Below are 16428 nucleotides of genomic sequence, written 5' to 3'. Positions count from 1 at the left end.
GACCCGGCCGCCAGGCCCCGGTGACGCCGGCGGCCGGCCGGCCACCGACCTGCCGACCGGTCCGGAAACGCCGGTGGGCCCGGCCGCCGAAGCGACCGGGCCCACCCACCCCCGTACGGCTGCTCCTACGTCTACTACGTCGTCGTCCGACGCCTGCGCGCACCCGGGCGCCGCTCGCTCGGCCGGGTCACCGGGTCGCCGGCCTCCTTCGCCGCGTCCCGGCGCTGCGCGCCGAAGGCGGCGAGCGCCTCGGCGAGCTTGTGCACCGACGGCTCCGGCGACAGCACGTCGACCCGCAGGCCGTGCTCCTCGGCGGTCTTCGCGGTGGCGGGGCCGATACACGCGATCACGGTCACGTTGTGCGGCTTGCCCGCGATGCCGACCAGGTTGCGCACCGTCGAGGACGAGGTGAACAGGACCGCGTCGAAGCCGCCGCCCTTGATCGCCTCACGGGTGTCGGCCGGCGGCGGCGAGGCGCGGACCGTGCGGTACGCGGTGACGTCGTCGACCTCCCAGCCCAGCTCGATGAGCCCGGCCACCAGGGTCTCGGTGGCGATGTCGGCGCGCGGCAGGAACACCCGGTCGATCGGGTCGAAGACCGGGTCGTAGGGCGGCCAGTCCTCCAGCAGCCCGGCGGCGGACTGCTCGCCGGACGGCACCAGGTCCGGCTTCACACCGAAGTCGACCAGGGCGGCGGCGGTCTGCTCGCCGACGGCGGCGACCTTGATACCGGCGAAGGCACGGGCGTCGAGCCCGTACTCCTCGAACTTCTCCCGGACCGCCTTGACGGCGTTCACGCTGGTGAAGGCGATCCACTCGTAGCGCCCGGTGACCAGGCCCTTGACCGCGCGCTCCATCTGCTGGGGCGTACGCGGCGGCTCGACGGCGATCGTCGGCACCTCGTGCGGCACCGCACCGTAGGAACGCAGCTGGTCGGAGAGCGACGCGGCCTGCTCCTTCGTACGCGGGACGAGCACCTTCCAGCCGAACATCGGCTTGGACTCGAACCACGCGAGCTGATCGCGCTGGGCGGCGGAGCTGCGCTCTCCGACCACGGCTATGACCGGCCGGTGGCCCTCGGGCGAGGGCAGCACCTTGGCCTGCTTGAGGACCTGGGCGATCGTCCCGAGGGTCGCCGTCCAGGTGCGCTGGCGGGTGGTGGTGCCCGCGATCGTCACCGTGAGCGGGGTGTCGGGCTTGCGGCCCGCGGAGACCAGCTCACCGGCGGCGGCGGCCACCGAGTCCAGCGTGGTGGCGACGACGGCGGTCGCGTCGCTCGCGCCGACCTCGCTCCAGCACCGGTCGGAGGCGGTACGGGCGTCGACGAAGCGGACGTCCGCACCCTGCGCGTCACGCAGCGGCACCCCGGCGTACGCGGAGACGCCGACGGCGTTCGCCACGCCCGGGACGACCTCGAAGGGCACCCCGGCGGCGGCGCAGGCGAGCATTTCCGCCCCCGCGTTCCCGTCCAGGCCCGGGTCGCCCGCGACAGCACGGACCACCCGCCTGCCGCCCTTCGCGGCCTCCATGACAAGATTGGCCGCATCCCTGAGAACGGGTACACCGACGGTTGTTGACGAGGTGTCAACGACGGTCAGCTCAGGCGTGCTCACGCCTGCCCGCGCATGGCTGCGGACGACGTCGAGCACCTCGGGCTCGGCGACAAGGACGTCCGCGCTCGCGAGCGCCTCGACGGCGCGCAGGGTCAGCAGTCCCGGGTCGCCGGGACCGGCGCCGAGGAAGGTGACCTGCCCTTGGGCGGACAGGGCCGGAAAGTCGGATGCGGCGGGGCCGGTGGGGCTCAAAGTGCTCGCTCCCCCATAAGACCGGCCGCACCCTTGGCGAGCATCTCGGCCGCGAGTTCGCGACCGAGGGCCGCCGCGTCGTCGTGCGACGTGGGGACGGGACCGGTGGTGGACAGCTGTACGAGCGAGGAACCGTCGGTGGTACCGACGACTCCGCGCAGGCGCAGTTCGTTGACAACCTGTCCGTCGGCCAGGAGGTCGGCCAGCGCACCCACAGGTGCGGAGCAGCCGGCCTCCAGGGCGGCGAGCAGGGCACGCTCGGCGGTCACGGCGACCCGGGTGTACGGGTCGTCGAGCTCGGCGAGCGCGGCGGCGAGGTCGGCGCTGGACGCGGCGCACTCGATCGCCAGTGCTCCCTGGCCGGGAGCGGGCAGGACGGTGTCGACCGGCAGGAACTCGGTCACCTCACCGCTCCGGCCGAGACGGCTGAGCCCGGCGGCGGCGAGAACCACCGCGTCGAGCTCCCCGTCGCGCACGAACCCGATCCGCGTGTCGACGTTGCCCCGGATGGGGACGGTCTCGATCCGCAGTCCGTGGGAACGGGCGTACGCGTTGAGCTGCGCCATGCGGCGCGGCGAACCGGTGCCGATACGGGCGCCGTCGGGCAGCTGCGCGAAGGTCAGCCCGTCCCGGGCGACCATCGCGTCGCGCGGGTCCTCGCGCTGCGGCACGGCCGCCAGCACGAGGTCGTCGGGCTGGCTGGTCGGCAGGTCCTTGAGCGAGTGGACGGCGAAGTCCACCTCGCCCCGCAGCAGCGCCTCGCGCAGGGCCGCGACGAACACGCCGGTGCCGCCGATCTGCGCCAGGTGCTCGCGGGAGGTGTCCCCGTACGTGGTGATCTCGACGAGCTCGACGGCGCGCCCGGTCACCTCGCGAACCGCCTCGGCGACGAGTCCGGACTGGGCCATGGCGAGCTTGCTGCGCCGGGTTCCCAGCCGGAGCGGCGCGGGGTTCCGCGCGCCCGGGGATGAGTTGTCGGTCATGACCGCCCTCTATTCGGGTCGTTCAGGTCTGCCCGGGAGACGGCGGCCACCGTCTGCGGGTCGAGGTCGAAGAGTTCTCGCAGCGCGTCCGCGTACCCGGCGCCGCCGGGCTCGCTGGCGAGCTGCTTGACCCGCACGGTGGGCGCGTGCAGGAGTTTGTCGACGACGCGGCGCACGGTCTGGGTGATCTCGGCGCGCTGCTTCTCGTCCAGGTCGGGAAGGCGGCCGTCCAGCCGGGCGATCTCGCCGGCGACCACGCCGGCGGCCATGGTGCGCAGGGCGACCACGGTCGGGGCGACGTGCGCGGCGCGCTGGGCGGCGCCGAAGGCGGCCACCTCGTCGGAGACGATGGTGCGGACCCGGTCCACATCGGCGGCCATCGGGGCGTCGGCGGACGCCTCGGCGAGCGACTCGATGTCGACGAGGCGCACACCGTCGATGCGGTGAGCGGCGCCGTCGATGTCCCGCGGCATGGCGAGGTCGAGCAGGGCGAGCCGGACCGGACCGGTCGACTGTGCGGGCACGGTGACCCGGCGCGGCGCCGTCGCCGGGCCTGCCTGCGCGGCGGAGGCGGCGGAGCCGTTCTCCACCCAGGCGGCGTGCTGGTCGACATCGGCCGGGGCCGGGGTGACGGTGACCGCCGGCCGCTCGGGCGCGGCGTCCAGGGTCACGCCCAGCGCGTCGGCGAGGGCGTCGGCGGTGAGTACGAGGCCGGTGGCACCGGTGCAGGAGACGACGATGTCGGCACGTGTCAGTTCGTCACCGACCGCGGACATCTCGACGGCCCGGGCGCGCACCGCCGTGTCGTCGCCCTGCTGGAGGATCTCCACCAGGCGGTCCGCGCGGGAGCGGGTCCGGTTGGCGACGACGATGTCGGCGACGCCGGTGCGGGCGAGGGTCGCGGCGGCCAGCGAGGACATGGATCCGGCGCCGATGACCAGGGCGCGCTTGCCGGCGGCCCAGCCCTCGGGGTCGGCCCCGGCGGCGAGCTGCTGGAGCCCGAAGGTGACGAGCGACTGCCCGGCCCGGTCGATCCCGGTCTCGCTGTGGGCGCGCTTGCCGACCCGCAGGGCCTGCTGGAAGAGGTCGTTCAGCAGCCGTCCGGCGGTGTGCAGCTCCTGGCCACGCGCGAGCGCGTCCTTGATCTGGCCGAGGATCTGCCCCTCGCCGACGACCATCGAGTCGAGACCGCAGGCCACCGAGAAGAGGTGGTGGACGGCCCGGTCCTCGTAGTGCACGTAGAGATAGGGGGTGAGCTCTTCGAGACCGACGCCGCTGTGCTGGGCGAGCAGGGTGGACAGCTCGGCGACGCCCGCGTGGAACTTGTCCACGTCGGCGTACAGCTCGATGCGGTTGCAGGTGGCCAGCACGGCCGCCTCGGTCGCGGGTTCCGCGGCGAGGGTGTCCTGGAGCAGCTTGGCCTGGGTCTCGACAGCGAGGGAGGCCCGCTCCAGTACGGAGACGGGGGCGCTGCGGTGGCTCAGTCCGACGACGAGGAGGCTCATGCCGGCATCACGGCGGGCATGTCCCCGTCAGGTCCCTTCCGGCTCGCGGGCGTGGCGCGCATCGGGGGCGCGCCCTCGTCCTCGGCGGCGGAGTCCTCGCCTGCCTTGCGCTGCTCGTGGAACGCGAGGATCTGGAGCTCGATGGAGAGGTCGACCTTGCGCACGTCGACGCCCTCGGGCACCGACAGCACGGTCGGCGCGAAGTTCAGGATGGAGGTCACACCGGCGGCGACGAGCCGGTCGCAGACCTGCTGGGCCGCGCCGGGCGGAGTGGTGATCACGCCGATGGACACACCGTTGTCGCTGATGATCCGGTCCAGGTCGTCCGTGTGCTGGACGGCGATCCCGGCCACCGGCGTACCGGCCATGGCGGGGTCCGCGTCGATCAGCGCCGCGACGCGGAAGCCGCGGGAGGCGAAGCCGCCGTAGTTGGCGAGGGCCGCGCCGAGGTTACCGATGCCGACGATGGCGACCGGCCAGTCCTGGGTGAGCCCGAGCTCGCGCGAGATCTGGTAGACGAGATACTCGACGTCGTACCCGACACCGCGGGTGCCGTAGGACCCCAGGTAGCTGAAGTCCTTGCGCAGCTTCGCCGAGTTGACCCCGGCCGCCGTGGCCAGCTCCTCGGAGGAGACCGTGGGGACCGATCGCTCGGAGAGCGCGGTCAGGGCGCGCAGATACAACGGAAGTCGGGCGACGGTGGCCTCGGGAATTCCTCGGCTACGGGTCGCCGGTCGGTGAGTTCGGCCAGTTGCCACGGTGCTCCTGCGGGATGAGCGGGGCTGCAGGCGGCCGTGTGTCCCAGGACCGCCCCGTCGAATGCAGGCTATGTCTTTGTGAACGCGTGCACAAAGATGGTGTCCGTTTTGTCCGGTCAAAGTGACCGGGGTCACGCACATTCCCCGCGCGATCCCGGAACCAGGGGCCGCATCGGCCCGTTGCCGCCTCGAAGGGGGCAAAGCGGTTCACACTCCTCACAACCAAGCCCCCGAGGCCACCCAAAACGCCCGCAATGTTAACCGGGTTTCGCGTCCGCACCCAGCGCCTTGCGCAGCCTCGCCGGATCCACGCGCCAGAACGTGTGCTGTTCGTCATCGATCAGCACCACCGGAATCTGCTCCCAGTACTCCTTGTACAACTCCTCGTCCTCGGTGATGTCCTTCTCCACCCACGACGCACCGGTCTCCTCGCAGACCGCGCTCACCACCGCCCGCGCGTCCTCGCACAGATGACACCCGGGCTTCCCCACCAGCGTGACCACCCGCTCGGCGGGCTTCTTCCTCTTACGTCGCAGCAGAGCACTCATGCCTTCATTCTGCGCCCGCCGCGCTCACTTCCCGAGCCCCCGATGCCCACTTTCCGCACCCGCGCACCACCACCACCCGGGCCGCCCGGACCGCCCGGAATCACCCGATTCACCGTTCCGACCCGCAGCGTTCACGCCCACGCATCGCGGCAGGTCCGGCAGGTGCGGACGGACTGGCTATGCTCACGGCATGGCCGCTCTTGGATGGCTCACACCCCGTAGGCGTTCCGCTACCGCACGGAGCGTCCTGGCAGGCGAGGCCGCCGCCGAGGCCGCACGCAAGACCTCGGCCGCCGACGACGAATCCGCCCTCCTGACCAAGGCCCCGGAAGAAGCGGACGCGACACCTCCCGAGGAGCCCGCGTTCCCCGTCGCCGGGGACGACCGCGCCGCCGCCTTCTTCGACCTCGACAACACCGTCATGCAGGGCGCCGCGATCTTCCACTTCGGCCGCGGCCTCTACAAGAGGAAGTTCTTCGAACGCCGCGAGCTCACCCGGTTCGCCTGGCAGCAGGCCTGGTTCCGGCTGGCCGGCGTCGAGGACCCCGAACACATGCAGGACGCCCGCGACAGCGCCCTGTCCATCGTCAAGGGCCACCGCGTCTCCGAACTGATGTCGATCGGCGAGGAGATCTACGACGAGTACATGGCCGACCGCATCTGGCCCGGCACCCGGGCCCTGGCCCAGGCCCACCTGGACGCCGGACAGAAGGTCTGGCTCGTCACCGCCGCCCCCGTGGAGACCGCCACCATCATCGCCCGCCGCCTCGGCCTGACCGGCGCGCTCGGCACCGTCGCCGAATCGGTCGACGGCGTCTACACCGGCCGCCTGGTCGGCGAACCCCTGCACGGCCCCGCCAAGGCCGAGGCCGTCCGCGCGCTGGCCGCCGCGGAGGGCCTCGAACTGGAGCGCTGCGCCGCCTACAGCGACTCGCACAACGACATCCCGATGCTCTCGCTGGTCGGCCACCCCTACGCGATCAACCCGGACACCAAACTCCGCAAGTACGCCCGCGCCCGCGACTGGCGGCTGCGCGACTACCGCACCGGCCGCAAGGCGGCCAAGGTCGGCATCCCGGCCGCCGCCGGGGTCGGCGCGCTGGCGGGCGGCACCGTCGCCGCCGTCGCCCTGCACCGACGCCGCCGCTGACCCGCGCCCCCGCCGCGCCCTCCGCACCCCCGCCGCGCCCCCGCGCCCCGTGCCCGGCCACCCGCGAACGGTCACGGGGCGCAGCCACGCCCGGAGCCGGGCGCCCGATCGCGATCGAGTCCGCGGAGGCGGGCGACACCCCGCCGGCCAGCCGGATCACCGGCGCCCGGCCACAACCCGTCGCCCCCGTAGACAGATCACGAAGTAATCCGATCAATAAACGGTCACCATGTGCTACTTGATACGTCACTTAGCGATAACAGAAGCGACGGAACCGGTGATTTAGACAACTGGGTGTAGCGCTGCCTGCACGAAGCGTTATTCTCCTCAGACGCATCACGGAAGCCGCCACTCGCTACCACGAGTGACGTTTTTCGAACTGCTCGTGATGGAAGCTCTGCCTCTGGGAGTCCCGTGTACCCACACGTCGGGGTTGACGCCTCGGGCCTGGCTACGCTGCGTGCATCGGTCATTGACCGCTTGCGCGGCTTCGTCCCCACCGCGTACGCCGTCCCCGCATTTGCCACCCCTGCACCTGCCGGCCCCTGCTACGCCCTGGCCGAACGCAGTGCGGCGGTCGGAAGACGCGGCACCCGCGCCGCCTCGGCCACGTCGACCGTCCGCCGTCCCACCGCCGACAGCGACAGCGCGCGCATGATGGATCTCGTCGAGCGCGCACAGGCCGGTGAGGCGGATGCCTTCGGCCGCCTGTACGACCAGTACAGCGACACCGTGTACCGGTACATCTACTACCGCGTGGGCGGCAAGGCGACCGCGGAGGACCTCACCAGCGAGACCTTCCTCCGCGCGCTGCGCCGCATCTCCACGTTCACCTGGCAGGGCCGCGACTTCGGCGCCTGGCTGGTCACTATCGCTCGCAACCTGGTCGCCGACCACTTCAAATCCAGTCGCTTCCGACTGGAAGTGACCACCGGCGAAATGCTCGACGCCAACGAGGTGGCGCGCAGCCCCGAGGACTCCGTCCTGGAGTCCCTTTCCAACGCCGCTCTGCTCCAGGCCGTGCGGCGACTCAACCCCCAGCAGCAGGAGTGCGTGACCCTGCGGTTCCTCCAAGGCCTCTCGGTCGCGGAGACCGCCCGGGTGATGGGCAAGAACGAGGGCGCGATCAAGACCCTCCAGTACCGAGCCGTACGGACGCTCGCCCGACTCCTGCCGGACGACGCCCGCTGATCCGGCCTCTGCGTGACCGTCCCGTCACGCACTGGTCCGATCATCCTTCGTGCGTAACCCAAGTGCCGAGCGCCTCGTTGTGCCGGTTGCAGGCCCCCTGTCGTCGCCCCCTGTCCGTAGCCACTCACTCCATCGAGTGGAAACGCTCAAGGTGCGCAACCTTCCGGACCGCCAGGGGAGTCGACCGTCATGACGAGAGGAGGTGCCGCCAGTGATCGCAAACGTTTCGGCACACCGGCGGGCGAACGCCTTCGCCCAGGCCCTGGAAGAAGCGACCCCCCAGGGTGCGGCGGCCGTACAGCCCGCGGAACCGGCCGACCAGGCCGACCGCGAACCGCTGTTGGCCCTGGCGAACGGCCTCGGTGAGCTACCGAAGCCGCAGTTGGACCCCGAGGTCAAAATGGTGCAGCGAGCCCAGCTCGTCGCGGCCATGGAGACCATGTTCGCCGAGGGCGGCGCGTCCACGGGCCCTACGGTGCCCGTGCAACGGGGCAAGGGGGCCCACCGGGCCTCACCACTGCGGAAACTGCGACCCCGCTCACGCTGGGCGAAGGGGCTCACTGCCGGCGGGCTCACCGTCGGCGTGGCCGCGGGAGCGTTCGGCGGCGTGGCCGCCGCCAGCTCCGACGCCCTCCCCGGTGATTCGCTCTACGGACTGAAACGCGGGATGGAGGACATCAGCCTCGGCATGGCCAAGGGCGACGCCGACCGCGGCGAGGTCTACCTCGACCAGGCCTCCACCCGGCTCAGCGAGGCCCGCAGACTCATGGAGCGCGGCCGGTCCGGCGCCCTCGACCACGAATCCCTCGGCGCCGTCAGACGCGCGCTCAACGGCATGTCCCACGACGCCTCCGAGGGCCACCGACTGCTCCACTCCGCCTACCAGCGCGACGGGGCGATCGGCCCGATCCAGACCCTGGACACCTTCTCCCGCTCGCACCGCGACACCTGGAGCAGCCTCCGCGACCGGCTGCCCGTCCAGCTCACCGACGTCCGCGACGAGGTCAGCTCCGTCTTCGACGCCATGGAGGACGAAGTCGCACCGCTCCAGTCCCTCCTCCCCCGCCCCCCGGGCCCGGACAAGGGCACCGGACACTCGGACGCCACCACCCCGGACACCGGCTCGCCCCGGACCGACGCCCCCGCGCCCCCCGCCGCCCCCGAGAAGCCCGGGAACCGCACCGACGGGGGAACCACCCCCGAGCCCTCCGGCCCGTCGGACTCCGCCGACGCCACCCCGGAGGACGGCCTGCTGGGCGGCGGTACGGACGGCCTGCTGGACGAACTCCCGACGGACGGCCTCACCCAGCCCTCCCCCGAAGGCCGGCCCAGCGCACCCGCCGCCCCGGACGTCACCCTGCCCCCGCTCCTCCCGGGGCTCCTCCCCGGTCTCGGCATCGACGGCGAGAACCTCAAACCGTAGAACGCCGTAGAGCGCCGTAGAACGAAGGACCCCGCGCGCACGAAAAAAAGGGGGCCGGTACGCGGATCGCGTACCGGCCCCCTTCTCGTCCCGGCCTGCTCAGCAGGTCAGAAGAACACCGACCGCCGCTGCACCAACAGCTTGTACAGCGTGTGCTGGATCTGCTCACGCACCTGGTCCGTCAGATTGAACATCAGCATCGGGTCCTCCGCCGCCTCCGGCGGATACCCGTCCGTCGGAATCGGCTCACCGAACTGGATCGTCCACTTCGTCGGCAGCGGCAGCGCACCCAACGGCCCCAGCCACGGGAACGTCGGCGTGATCGGGAAGTACGGGATACCCAGCAGCCGGGCCAGCGTCTTCGCGTTCCCGATCATCGGGTAGATCTCCTCCGCGCCCACGATCGAGCACGGCACGATCGGCGCCCCCGCCCGCAGCGCCGTCGACACGAACCCGCCCCGCCCGAAGCGCTGAAGCTTGTAGCGCTCACCGAACGGCTTGCCGATGCCCTTGAACCCCTCCGGCATCACCCCGACGATCTCTCCCATCTCCAGCAGCCGCTGCGCGTCCTCCGCACAGGCCAGCGTGTGACCCGCCTTGCGCGCCAGCTCGTTGACGACCGGGAGATGGAAGACCAGATCGGCCGCGAGCAGCCGCAGATGCCGGTCCGCCGGATGGTTGTCGTGCACCGCGACCTGGAGCATCAGCCCGTCCAACGGCAGCGTCCCGGAGTGGTTGGCCACGATGAGCGCCCCGCCGTCCGACGGGATGTTCTCGATGCCCTTCACCTCGACCCGGAAGTACTTGTCGGCCAGCGGCCGCAGCACCGACATCAGGACCTGGTCGGTGAGCTCCTCGTCGTAACCGAACTCGTCGACGTCGTAGTCACCGGTGACCCGCCGCCGCAGGAACGCGAGCCCGCCCGCGATCCGCCGCTCCCAGCCGCCGGAGGAACCGTCCACGTCCACCGCGTCCCGCGGCTCCCGGCCCCCCTCCCCCGCCTCCGGGGGCAGCCCGGAGGGCTCGGGGACCTGCGCCCCCGGCAGCGCGCTCACCGGAGCCGCGGAACCGTCGCCCCGACCGCTGCCGGGACCGCCCGCCCCGGTCCGGCGCCGCGTCGGACGCGACGCGCCACCGGACCGCGAACGGTCGTCGTCGAACGGAATGACCTTGGCGTCCGCCATCGTCGGTGCGCTCCTCTACCTGGCGCCGTGAGTCGTCTGTACCGCGCCGGCCCCGCGCTCCCGCGGCCCGGCGCCTCCCGGGAGCGGCAACGCCGCCAACCGGTCCACCGCCCTGCCCACCGTCTCCGGCGGCAGCAGCCCCGGACCCCGGCTCCGCGCGAACTCCGCGAACGTCTCCGCCGTGGTGAACTTCGGCCGGAAACCGAGGGTCTCGCGCATCTGCACCGTCGACACCACCCTGCCATGGGTGAGCAGCCGGATCTGTTCCGGCGAGAAGTCGGTCATGCCGATCGTACGGAGCGCCGAGCCGACCCACGTGACGGCGGGCAGCAGCACCGGCACCGTCGGCTTCCCCAGCCGCCGCGAGCACTGCGACAGCAGCAGCACCCCGGCGCCGGCGATGTTGAACGTGCCGCTGTTCAGCGTCCCGCGCCGGGGCTCGCTCGCCGCGATCCCCAGGACGTCGACCACATCGTCCTCGTGCACGAACTGGAGCCGGGGGTCGTAGCCGAAGACGGTCGGCAGAACGGGCAGCGACAGATAGTCCGCGAGCGGCGAGTCCGGCCGGGGCCCCAGGATGTTGGCGAACCGCAGCACGCACACCGCCACATCGGGCCGACGGCGGGCGAAGCCCCGGACGTACCCCTCGACCTCCACCGCGTCCTTCGCGAAGCCGCCGCTGGGCAGCGACTTGGGCGGAGTGGTCTCGGTGAACACGGCGGGATCGCGGGGCGCCGACCCGTACACGCTCGTACTGGACTTCACCACGAGCCGCCGCACCGTCGGGGACTTCTGACAGGCGCCGAGCAGCTGCATGGTGCCGATGACGTTGGTCTCCTTGATCGCCGTCCGGCCGCCGGCGCCGAGCGCCTTGCCGGAGACGTCCAGGTGCACGACCGTGTCGACGGCGTGCTCGGCCAGGATCCGCGCCAGGGCGGACTGCCGGATGTCCGCGCGCACGAACTCCGCGTCGCCCAGCTCATGGGCGGGCGCGACCGCGTCGACGGCGATCACCCGGCCCACCCCGGGCTCGCACTGGACGCGCCGGACGAAGCGGCCCCCCAGCTGCCGGGCCGCTCCTGTGACGAGCACGACCTTGCCCAAGACCCGGCTCCCCTCTGCGTCCCTGCTTCCGGCGGTAACTTCCCTGGCCGTCACCGTAGCGGGTGGACGCCGCCCTGTGACGCCCCCGTGCTCCGAAACGCACCGCAGCCCCTCCACCGGAACGGCGGAGGGGCTGCGGATCTCACGAACTGCGTTCGCTTACTTCTTGTTGCGACGCTGAACGCGCGTGCGCTTGAGCAGCTTGCGGTGCTTCTTCTTGGCCATCCGCTTGCGCCGCTTCTTGATAACAGAGCCCACGACTACCCTCGCTCACTTCATTTTCACTGGTGCGGGGCGTCTGGGCCCACACGACCTACGTCGGCCTAGCCTACCCGCCACCGTCCGAGGGGCGTAATCCGCAGGCAACCTCAGGCTGATTCCACCCCCACGAAGGAGTCGCGGAGATACGCGTGAACCGCTTGCTCCGGCACCCGGAAGGACCTGCCCACCCGGATCGCCGGCAGATGACCACTGTGCACCAAGCGGTACACGGTCATCTTCGACACTCGCATGACCGAGGCGACTTCCGCCACGGTCAGAAACTTGACCTCGTTGAGAGGCCTCTCGCTGCCAGCAGCCATGACCCACCTGTACCTTCCGCACCGGACGCGCACCGGCTTCCCCTCCGGTGACTCTTCGTCGCTGTGCGCTCACTCCACAGATTAGGGGCGGGTGGTGCGAGTGGGGAAGAGGAGAGACAGCCGCCGGCCTACGGTGACAGACGGGCCCGATTGAGCACATAGCGCGTCAACGGCCGGTAAAACGGGGCCCGTACGCCGTCGTCGAGCGGAACGACGACGGACACCCGCCCCTCGGCCTCACCCACGAACAGCGCCGGATCATCCGTGTCCGCCGGCCCGATCGCCTCGATCCCCAGCTGACCTGCACCGCAGACCCAGCCGTGATCCCCGATCACCAACTCCGGCAGCACCCCGAGCCGCTCCGCCGCGTCCTGGAGCGCGAGCCGCACCGGAAGCGGTGAATGCGTGTGCGCGCCGTTCTCACCCCCCGTGGGCCGCCCCCCCGGTTCGCGCACCAGGGCGACACCCCGTACGTAGTCAAGGCTGTACGTGCGTACGCCGAACCGGGTCGTTATGTCGACACATCTCCCCTGCGCGGGGGTGAGGACAGGACAGCCCGCCGCCAACAGAGCGTCTGCCAGCCCGGCGTAGAAACCGAGCAGCCGGTGCGGGTGACCGGTCCCCAGCAGCACCGGAGCCCGACGCTCCGCCACCAGCGCCAACCGCTCGGCGAACGCGTCCAGCGCGGCCACCGTCCGCTCCGGATCGATCGCGTCGGGACCGCTCACATGCGTGGGATCCGCCGAGACCCCGCACCGGTCCGCCATCAGCCGCAACAGCTCGCCCTCGCCCCAGGCCCGCTCGGGCGCGAGCCCCAGCATCACCCGCGGATCCCGCGCGGCGAACAGCCGGTAGCTGCGCAGACTGGTCTCGCGCGGGGTGGCCACGGGCCCGGCCAGCCGGGCCGCCAGCAGATGGGCGCGCAGCGCCCCGGTGCTCAACACCCCTGGGATGCTGCCGTACCGCGCGGCCCGGCGGGCGGGAATCCCGTTACGCCCCACCGTTGGCGTAACGCACGGCACAATGCCCCCGCGCCGCCCTGTCTCAGGTCAGCAGCCCCCGCAGCGGGAACGCCGCCTTCCGGGACGCCAGTACCGCCTGGTCCAGCCGGTCCGCCGGGTCGTACCCGTCCTCCCAGGCCTGCCACGACGGCGTACGCCCGTCCGTCATCCTGCCCGGCCCCAACTGCCGCGTACGGGCGTAGACGAGCTCCCGCCAGGACGGCGGCACCACCGACTCCGGGTCGACGGGAGCGTGCGCCGCGATCCCGACGAGATGCGTCCACGACCGGGGCACCACGTCCACCACCGCGTACCCGCCGCCGCCGAGCGCCACCCAGCGCCCGCCGTCCGCGTACCGGTGGGCCAGCTCGTGGCAGGACTCCATGACCGACCGCTGCGCGTCCAGGGAGACCGCGAGGTGGGCCAGCGGGTCCTCGAAGTGCGTGTCGGCCCCGTGCTGGGTGACGAGCACCTGGGGCCGGAAGTCGGCCAGCAGCTCGGGCACCACCGCGTGGAACGCCCGCAGCCACCCCGCGTCCCCGGTCCCGGCCGGCAGCGCCACGTTGACCGCGGAGCCCTCCCCCGCCCCGGACCCGGTCTCCTCCGGCCACCCGGTCTGCGGAAAGAGGGTCCGCGGATGCTCGTGCAGCGAGATCGTCAGGACGCGCGGGTCCTCCCAGAACGCGGCCTGCACCCCGTCCCCGTGGTGGACGTCCACATCGACGTACGCGACCCGCTCCGCGCCCAGCTCCAGCAGCCGGGCGATGGCGAGGGCGGGGTCGTTGTAGACGCAGAAGCCGGCGGCCGACCCGGGCATGGCGTGGTGCAGCCCCCCGGTGAAGTTCACCGCGTGCTCGCACTCACCGCGCCACACGGCCTCGGCGGCGCCCACCGAAAGCCCCGCGATCAGCGCGGACGCCTCGTGCATCCCGGCGAACGCCGGATCGTCCACGGTCCCGAGCCCGTAGCCCTGGTCGGCCGCCCGCGGATCCGCGGAGGCGGCACGCACCGCCGCCACGTAATCCTGCCGGTGCACGAGCCGCAGGGTGGAGTCCCCCACAGGCTTCGCGGACCGCAGATCCACCGCCCCGTCGAGCCCGAACGCCCGCACCAGCCCCATCGTCAGGGCCAGCCGGACCGGGTCCATGGGGTGCGTCTCCCCGAAGTCGTATCCCGTAACTGCGTCATCCCACATCAGCTGTGTGCGGCCGCTCATGCCCGCCACCGTATCGGGCGGGCTCCGGCCCGAACGCGCGGGCATACACGAGCGTCGCCAACACCAGAACCATCGGTACGAGCATGGCGCCGCGATAACTCCACGCATCCCCCAGAGCGCCCACGAGCGGCGAACCGACCAGAAAACCCACATAGTTGAAGATGTTCAACCGGGCCACGGCCGCGTCGCTGTTCCCCGGGAACATCCGCCCGGCCGCCGCGAAGGTCTGCGGCACGATCACACAGAGCCCGAACCCGAGCATCGTGAACCCGAGCATCCCTACCCAGGCCCCGGGCGCCACCGCCACGACCGCGAACCCGCCCGCCGCCAGCAGGCTCCCACCCCGCACCACGGCGACCGCCCCGAACCGCCGCACCCCGAGGTCCCCCACGGCCCGCCCCAACAGCGTCGTCACCATGTAGACGTTGTACGGAACGGTCGCGAGCTGCTCCGAACCGCCCAGCACGTCCTGAAGGTACTTGGCACTCCAGTTGGAGACCGTCGAGTCCCCGATGTACGCGAAGCTCATGACGAGGCACAGCGGCAGCAACAGCCGGAACGACACGGCCCCGCCGGCACCGACGGGTCCGGGCTCCTCCTCCTTCTCCTCCGGTTCCTCCCCCGCCGTGTACCACCAGCTCCCGACAAGCGCGGCGGGCAACAGCAGCAACACGACGGGCAGGTAGGACCCGAGCAACGACAGCTCCCACCGGGCCCCGGCCCACGCCAGCGACGCCCCCGCGATCCCGCCGAGGCTGTAGGCGGCGTGGAAGCCGAGCATGATGCTGCGCCCGTAAGCTCGTTGGAGGCTGACCCCCAGCATGTTCATCGAGGCGTCCAGCGCCCCGACGGCCAGCCCGAAGACGCCGAGCGCGACGGCGACGTGCCACATCTCCCGCCCCGCGCCCACCCCGATCAGGGCGAGCAGGACCAGGGGCTGGGACCACCGCAGGACGACACCGGGCCGTACCCGCGCGACCACCTTCTCGGTGGCCACGCTGCCGGCCCCCGCCAGGATCGGGACAGCGGCGAGGAAGACGGGCAGCAGCCCGTCGGATATCCCGTACTGGTCCTGAATGGCGGGGATACGTGTCACCAGAAGAGCGAAGGCCACCCCTTGAACGCCGAAGCTCAACCCCAGGGAGGCCCTGCCGTGCCGCAAGCCCGCTTCCGTCATGGCCGCGAGCGTAGGGCCGGGTTCCGGGCAGGGGTAGATGGATCAGGCGAGCAGTTCGGGGAGCTGAGCCATGTCGGAGAAGTGCCCGGTCACTCCGGTGAGCCGGTCCGCGGGCATCATCGACGTGAACCCGTACACGTCCATCCCCGCGGCGCGGGCCGCCTCGACCCCGAGCGGGCTGTCCTCGATGACGACGCACCTCTCCGGAGCGACCCCCATCCGCTCGGCGGCGTACAGGAACAGGTCGGGCGCCGGCTTGCCCCGCCCGACATCCTCCGAGCTGAAGATCCACTCCTCCTCGAACCACTGGTCGATCCCCGTCCTGCGGTGCCCGACCCGGATGCGCTCGTGGCTCCCGGAGGAGGCGACGCAGTAGTCCACCCCGTCCGCGACGAGCTTCCCGAGCAGTTCCTCGGCCCCGTCGACGGCCACGAGCTCCCGCTGGAAAGCGGCGAACGTACGGGTGTTGAGCGTGGAGTCGAAGTCCTCGGGCAGTTTCTGCCCGGTCCGCTCCTCGACGAGATCGTGGACCCGGTGCACGGCGGACCCCATGTAGTCACGGAGCGACTCGTCGTACGAGGTGGGGTGACCGAGCTCGGTGAGGTAGCCGGAGAGGACGGTGTTGGCGAGCGGCTCACTGTCGACGAGCACACCATCGTTGTCGAAGATGACCAGTTCGTAGCGCATGGTTCGACCCTAGACGTTCAGAACGCAGAAAAGCCCCGTGCCACAAGGCACGGGGCTTTCCCGGAAAAATTGTTCGGCGGCGTCCTACTCTCCCACAGGGTCCCCCCTGCAGTAC

16 protein-coding genes are annotated in these 16428 nt (G+C 71.6%); 3 read left to right on the top strand and 13 right to left on the bottom strand.

From position 1 onward, the window contains the following. Positions 1-134: 134 nt before the first annotated feature. From AB0F29_RS36945 to AB0F29_RS36925, 5 genes are all read right to left on the bottom strand, one after another. Positions 135-1805, bottom strand: a complete 1671-nt coding sequence (locus AB0F29_RS36945; protein ID WP_361881973.1) for a bifunctional uroporphyrinogen-III C-methyltransferase/uroporphyrinogen-III synthase — start codon at positions 1803-1805, stop codon at positions 135-137. After that, positions 1802-2788 (bottom strand): hydroxymethylbilane synthase, encoded by a 987-nt coding sequence (gene hemC / locus AB0F29_RS36940; RefSeq protein WP_018961579.1) that lies wholly within the window; start codon positions 2786-2788, stop codon positions 1802-1804. Before hemC ends, AB0F29_RS36945 begins: the two co-directional genes overlap by 4 nt. Continuing rightward, entirely contained in the window at positions 2785-4293 is a 1509-nt protein-coding gene (locus AB0F29_RS36935; RefSeq protein ID WP_361881968.1) for a glutamyl-tRNA reductase, read from the bottom strand. Before AB0F29_RS36935 ends, hemC begins: the two co-directional genes overlap by 4 nt. Further along, entirely contained in the window at positions 4290-5051 is a 762-nt protein-coding gene (locus AB0F29_RS36930; protein WP_003968336.1) for a redox-sensing transcriptional repressor Rex, read from the bottom strand. The genes AB0F29_RS36935 and AB0F29_RS36930 overlap by 4 nt, the downstream gene beginning before the upstream one ends. Positions 5052-5308: 257 nt before the next feature. Beyond that, positions 5309-5599 (bottom strand): glutaredoxin family protein, encoded by a 291-nt coding sequence (locus AB0F29_RS36925; protein ID WP_018961576.1) that lies wholly within the window; start codon positions 5597-5599, stop codon positions 5309-5311. Positions 5600-5789: 190 nt separating this feature from the next. On the opposite strand from AB0F29_RS36925, the gene AB0F29_RS36920 reads away from it, so the two are divergent. From AB0F29_RS36920 to AB0F29_RS36910, 3 genes are all read left to right on the top strand, one after another. Continuing rightward, positions 5790-6749, top strand: a complete 960-nt coding sequence (locus AB0F29_RS36920; protein ID WP_361881964.1) for an HAD-IB family hydrolase — start codon at positions 5790-5792, stop codon at positions 6747-6749. Between the two features lie 414 nt (positions 6750-7163). Further along, entirely contained in the window at positions 7164-7940 is a 777-nt protein-coding gene (locus AB0F29_RS36915; protein WP_026291152.1) for an ECF subfamily RNA polymerase sigma factor, BldN family, read from the top strand. Between the two features lie 211 nt (positions 7941-8151). Continuing rightward, positions 8152-9363 carry a DUF5667 domain-containing protein gene (locus AB0F29_RS36910; protein WP_361881961.1) on the top strand — a complete coding sequence of 404 codons (1212 nt, stop codon included), beginning with the start codon at positions 8152-8154 and terminating at the stop codon, positions 9361-9363. Between the two features lie 107 nt (positions 9364-9470). Here AB0F29_RS36910 and AB0F29_RS36905 read toward each other — a convergent pair whose 3' ends face one another. The 8 genes from AB0F29_RS36905 to AB0F29_RS36870 form a co-directional block, all read right to left on the bottom strand. Further along, positions 9471-10547: a lysophospholipid acyltransferase family protein gene (locus AB0F29_RS36905; RefSeq protein WP_361881958.1), complete on the bottom strand. Its 1077-nt coding sequence runs from the start codon at positions 10545-10547 to the stop codon at positions 9471-9473. A 15-nt stretch (positions 10548-10562) separates the two neighbouring features. Next, positions 10563-11651: an NAD-dependent epimerase/dehydratase family protein gene (locus tag AB0F29_RS36900; protein WP_361881955.1), complete on the bottom strand. Its 1089-nt coding sequence runs from the start codon at positions 11649-11651 to the stop codon at positions 10563-10565. Positions 11652-11810: 159 nt separating this feature from the next. Further along, positions 11811-11909 (bottom strand): AURKAIP1/COX24 domain-containing protein, encoded by a 99-nt coding sequence (locus AB0F29_RS36895; RefSeq protein WP_003948845.1) that lies wholly within the window; start codon positions 11907-11909, stop codon positions 11811-11813. A 110-nt stretch (positions 11910-12019) separates the two neighbouring features. Beyond that, the gene (locus AB0F29_RS36890; protein ID WP_158072177.1) at positions 12020-12232 is read right to left on the bottom strand and encodes a helix-turn-helix domain-containing protein; all 213 of its coding nucleotides are present in this window, start codon (positions 12230-12232) and stop codon (positions 12020-12022) included. A 128-nt stretch (positions 12233-12360) separates the two neighbouring features. Further along, on the bottom strand, positions 12361-13176 hold the full coding sequence (locus AB0F29_RS36885; protein ID WP_361881952.1) for a phosphatase: 816 nt from the start codon (positions 13174-13176) through the stop codon (positions 12361-12363). 100 nt (positions 13177-13276) lie between these two features. Beyond that, entirely contained in the window at positions 13277-14449 is a 1173-nt protein-coding gene (locus tag AB0F29_RS36880) for an acetoin utilization protein AcuC (RefSeq protein ID WP_361881949.1), read from the bottom strand. After that, positions 14418-15626 carry an MFS transporter gene (locus AB0F29_RS36875; RefSeq protein WP_361881946.1) on the bottom strand — a complete coding sequence of 403 codons (1209 nt, stop codon included), beginning with the start codon at positions 15624-15626 and terminating at the stop codon, positions 14418-14420. The genes AB0F29_RS36880 and AB0F29_RS36875 overlap by 32 nt, the downstream gene beginning before the upstream one ends. A gap of 42 nt (positions 15627-15668) precedes the next feature. Further along, positions 15669-16313 carry an HAD family hydrolase gene (locus AB0F29_RS36870; RefSeq protein WP_018961566.1) on the bottom strand — a complete coding sequence of 215 codons (645 nt, stop codon included), beginning with the start codon at positions 16311-16313 and terminating at the stop codon, positions 15669-15671. Positions 16314-16428: the final 115 nt, after the last annotated feature.

This window comes from Streptomyces sp. NPDC026589, assembly GCF_040638385.1.
Lineage (GTDB): Bacteria > Actinomycetota > Actinomycetes > Streptomycetales > Streptomycetaceae > Streptomyces.
Note: the sequence above shows the minus strand (reverse complement) of the source record. Positions and strands in the feature narration are given on the sequence as shown.

Coding starts and splice junctions, on each gene's coding strand:
- hemC (WP_018961579.1), bottom strand. CDS start 2,788: ATGACCGACAACTCATCCCCGGGCGCGCGGAACCCCGCGCCGCTCCGG.
- AB0F29_RS36905 (WP_361881958.1), bottom strand. CDS start 10,547: ATGGCGGACGCCAAGGTCATTCCGTTCGACGACGACCGTTCGCGGTCC.
- AB0F29_RS36890 (WP_158072177.1), bottom strand. CDS start 12,232: ATGGCTGCTGGCAGCGAGAGGCCTCTCAACGAGGTCAAGTTTCTGACC.
- AB0F29_RS36925 (WP_018961576.1), bottom strand. CDS start 5,599: ATGAGTGCTCTGCTGCGACGTAAGAGGAAGAAGCCCGCCGAGCGGGTG.
- AB0F29_RS36875 (WP_361881946.1), bottom strand. CDS start 15,626: ATGACGGAAGCGGGCTTGCGGCACGGCAGGGCCTCCCTGGGGTTGAGC.
- AB0F29_RS36935 (WP_361881968.1), bottom strand. CDS start 4,293: ATGAGCCTCCTCGTCGTCGGACTGAGCCACCGCAGCGCCCCCGTCTCC.
- AB0F29_RS36920 (WP_361881964.1), top strand. CDS start 5,790: ATGGCCGCTCTTGGATGGCTCACACCCCGTAGGCGTTCCGCTACCGCA.
- AB0F29_RS36870 (WP_018961566.1), bottom strand. CDS start 16,313: ATGCGCTACGAACTGGTCATCTTCGACAACGATGGTGTGCTCGTCGAC.
- AB0F29_RS36880 (WP_361881949.1), bottom strand. CDS start 14,449: ATGAGCGGCCGCACACAGCTGATGTGGGATGACGCAGTTACGGGATAC.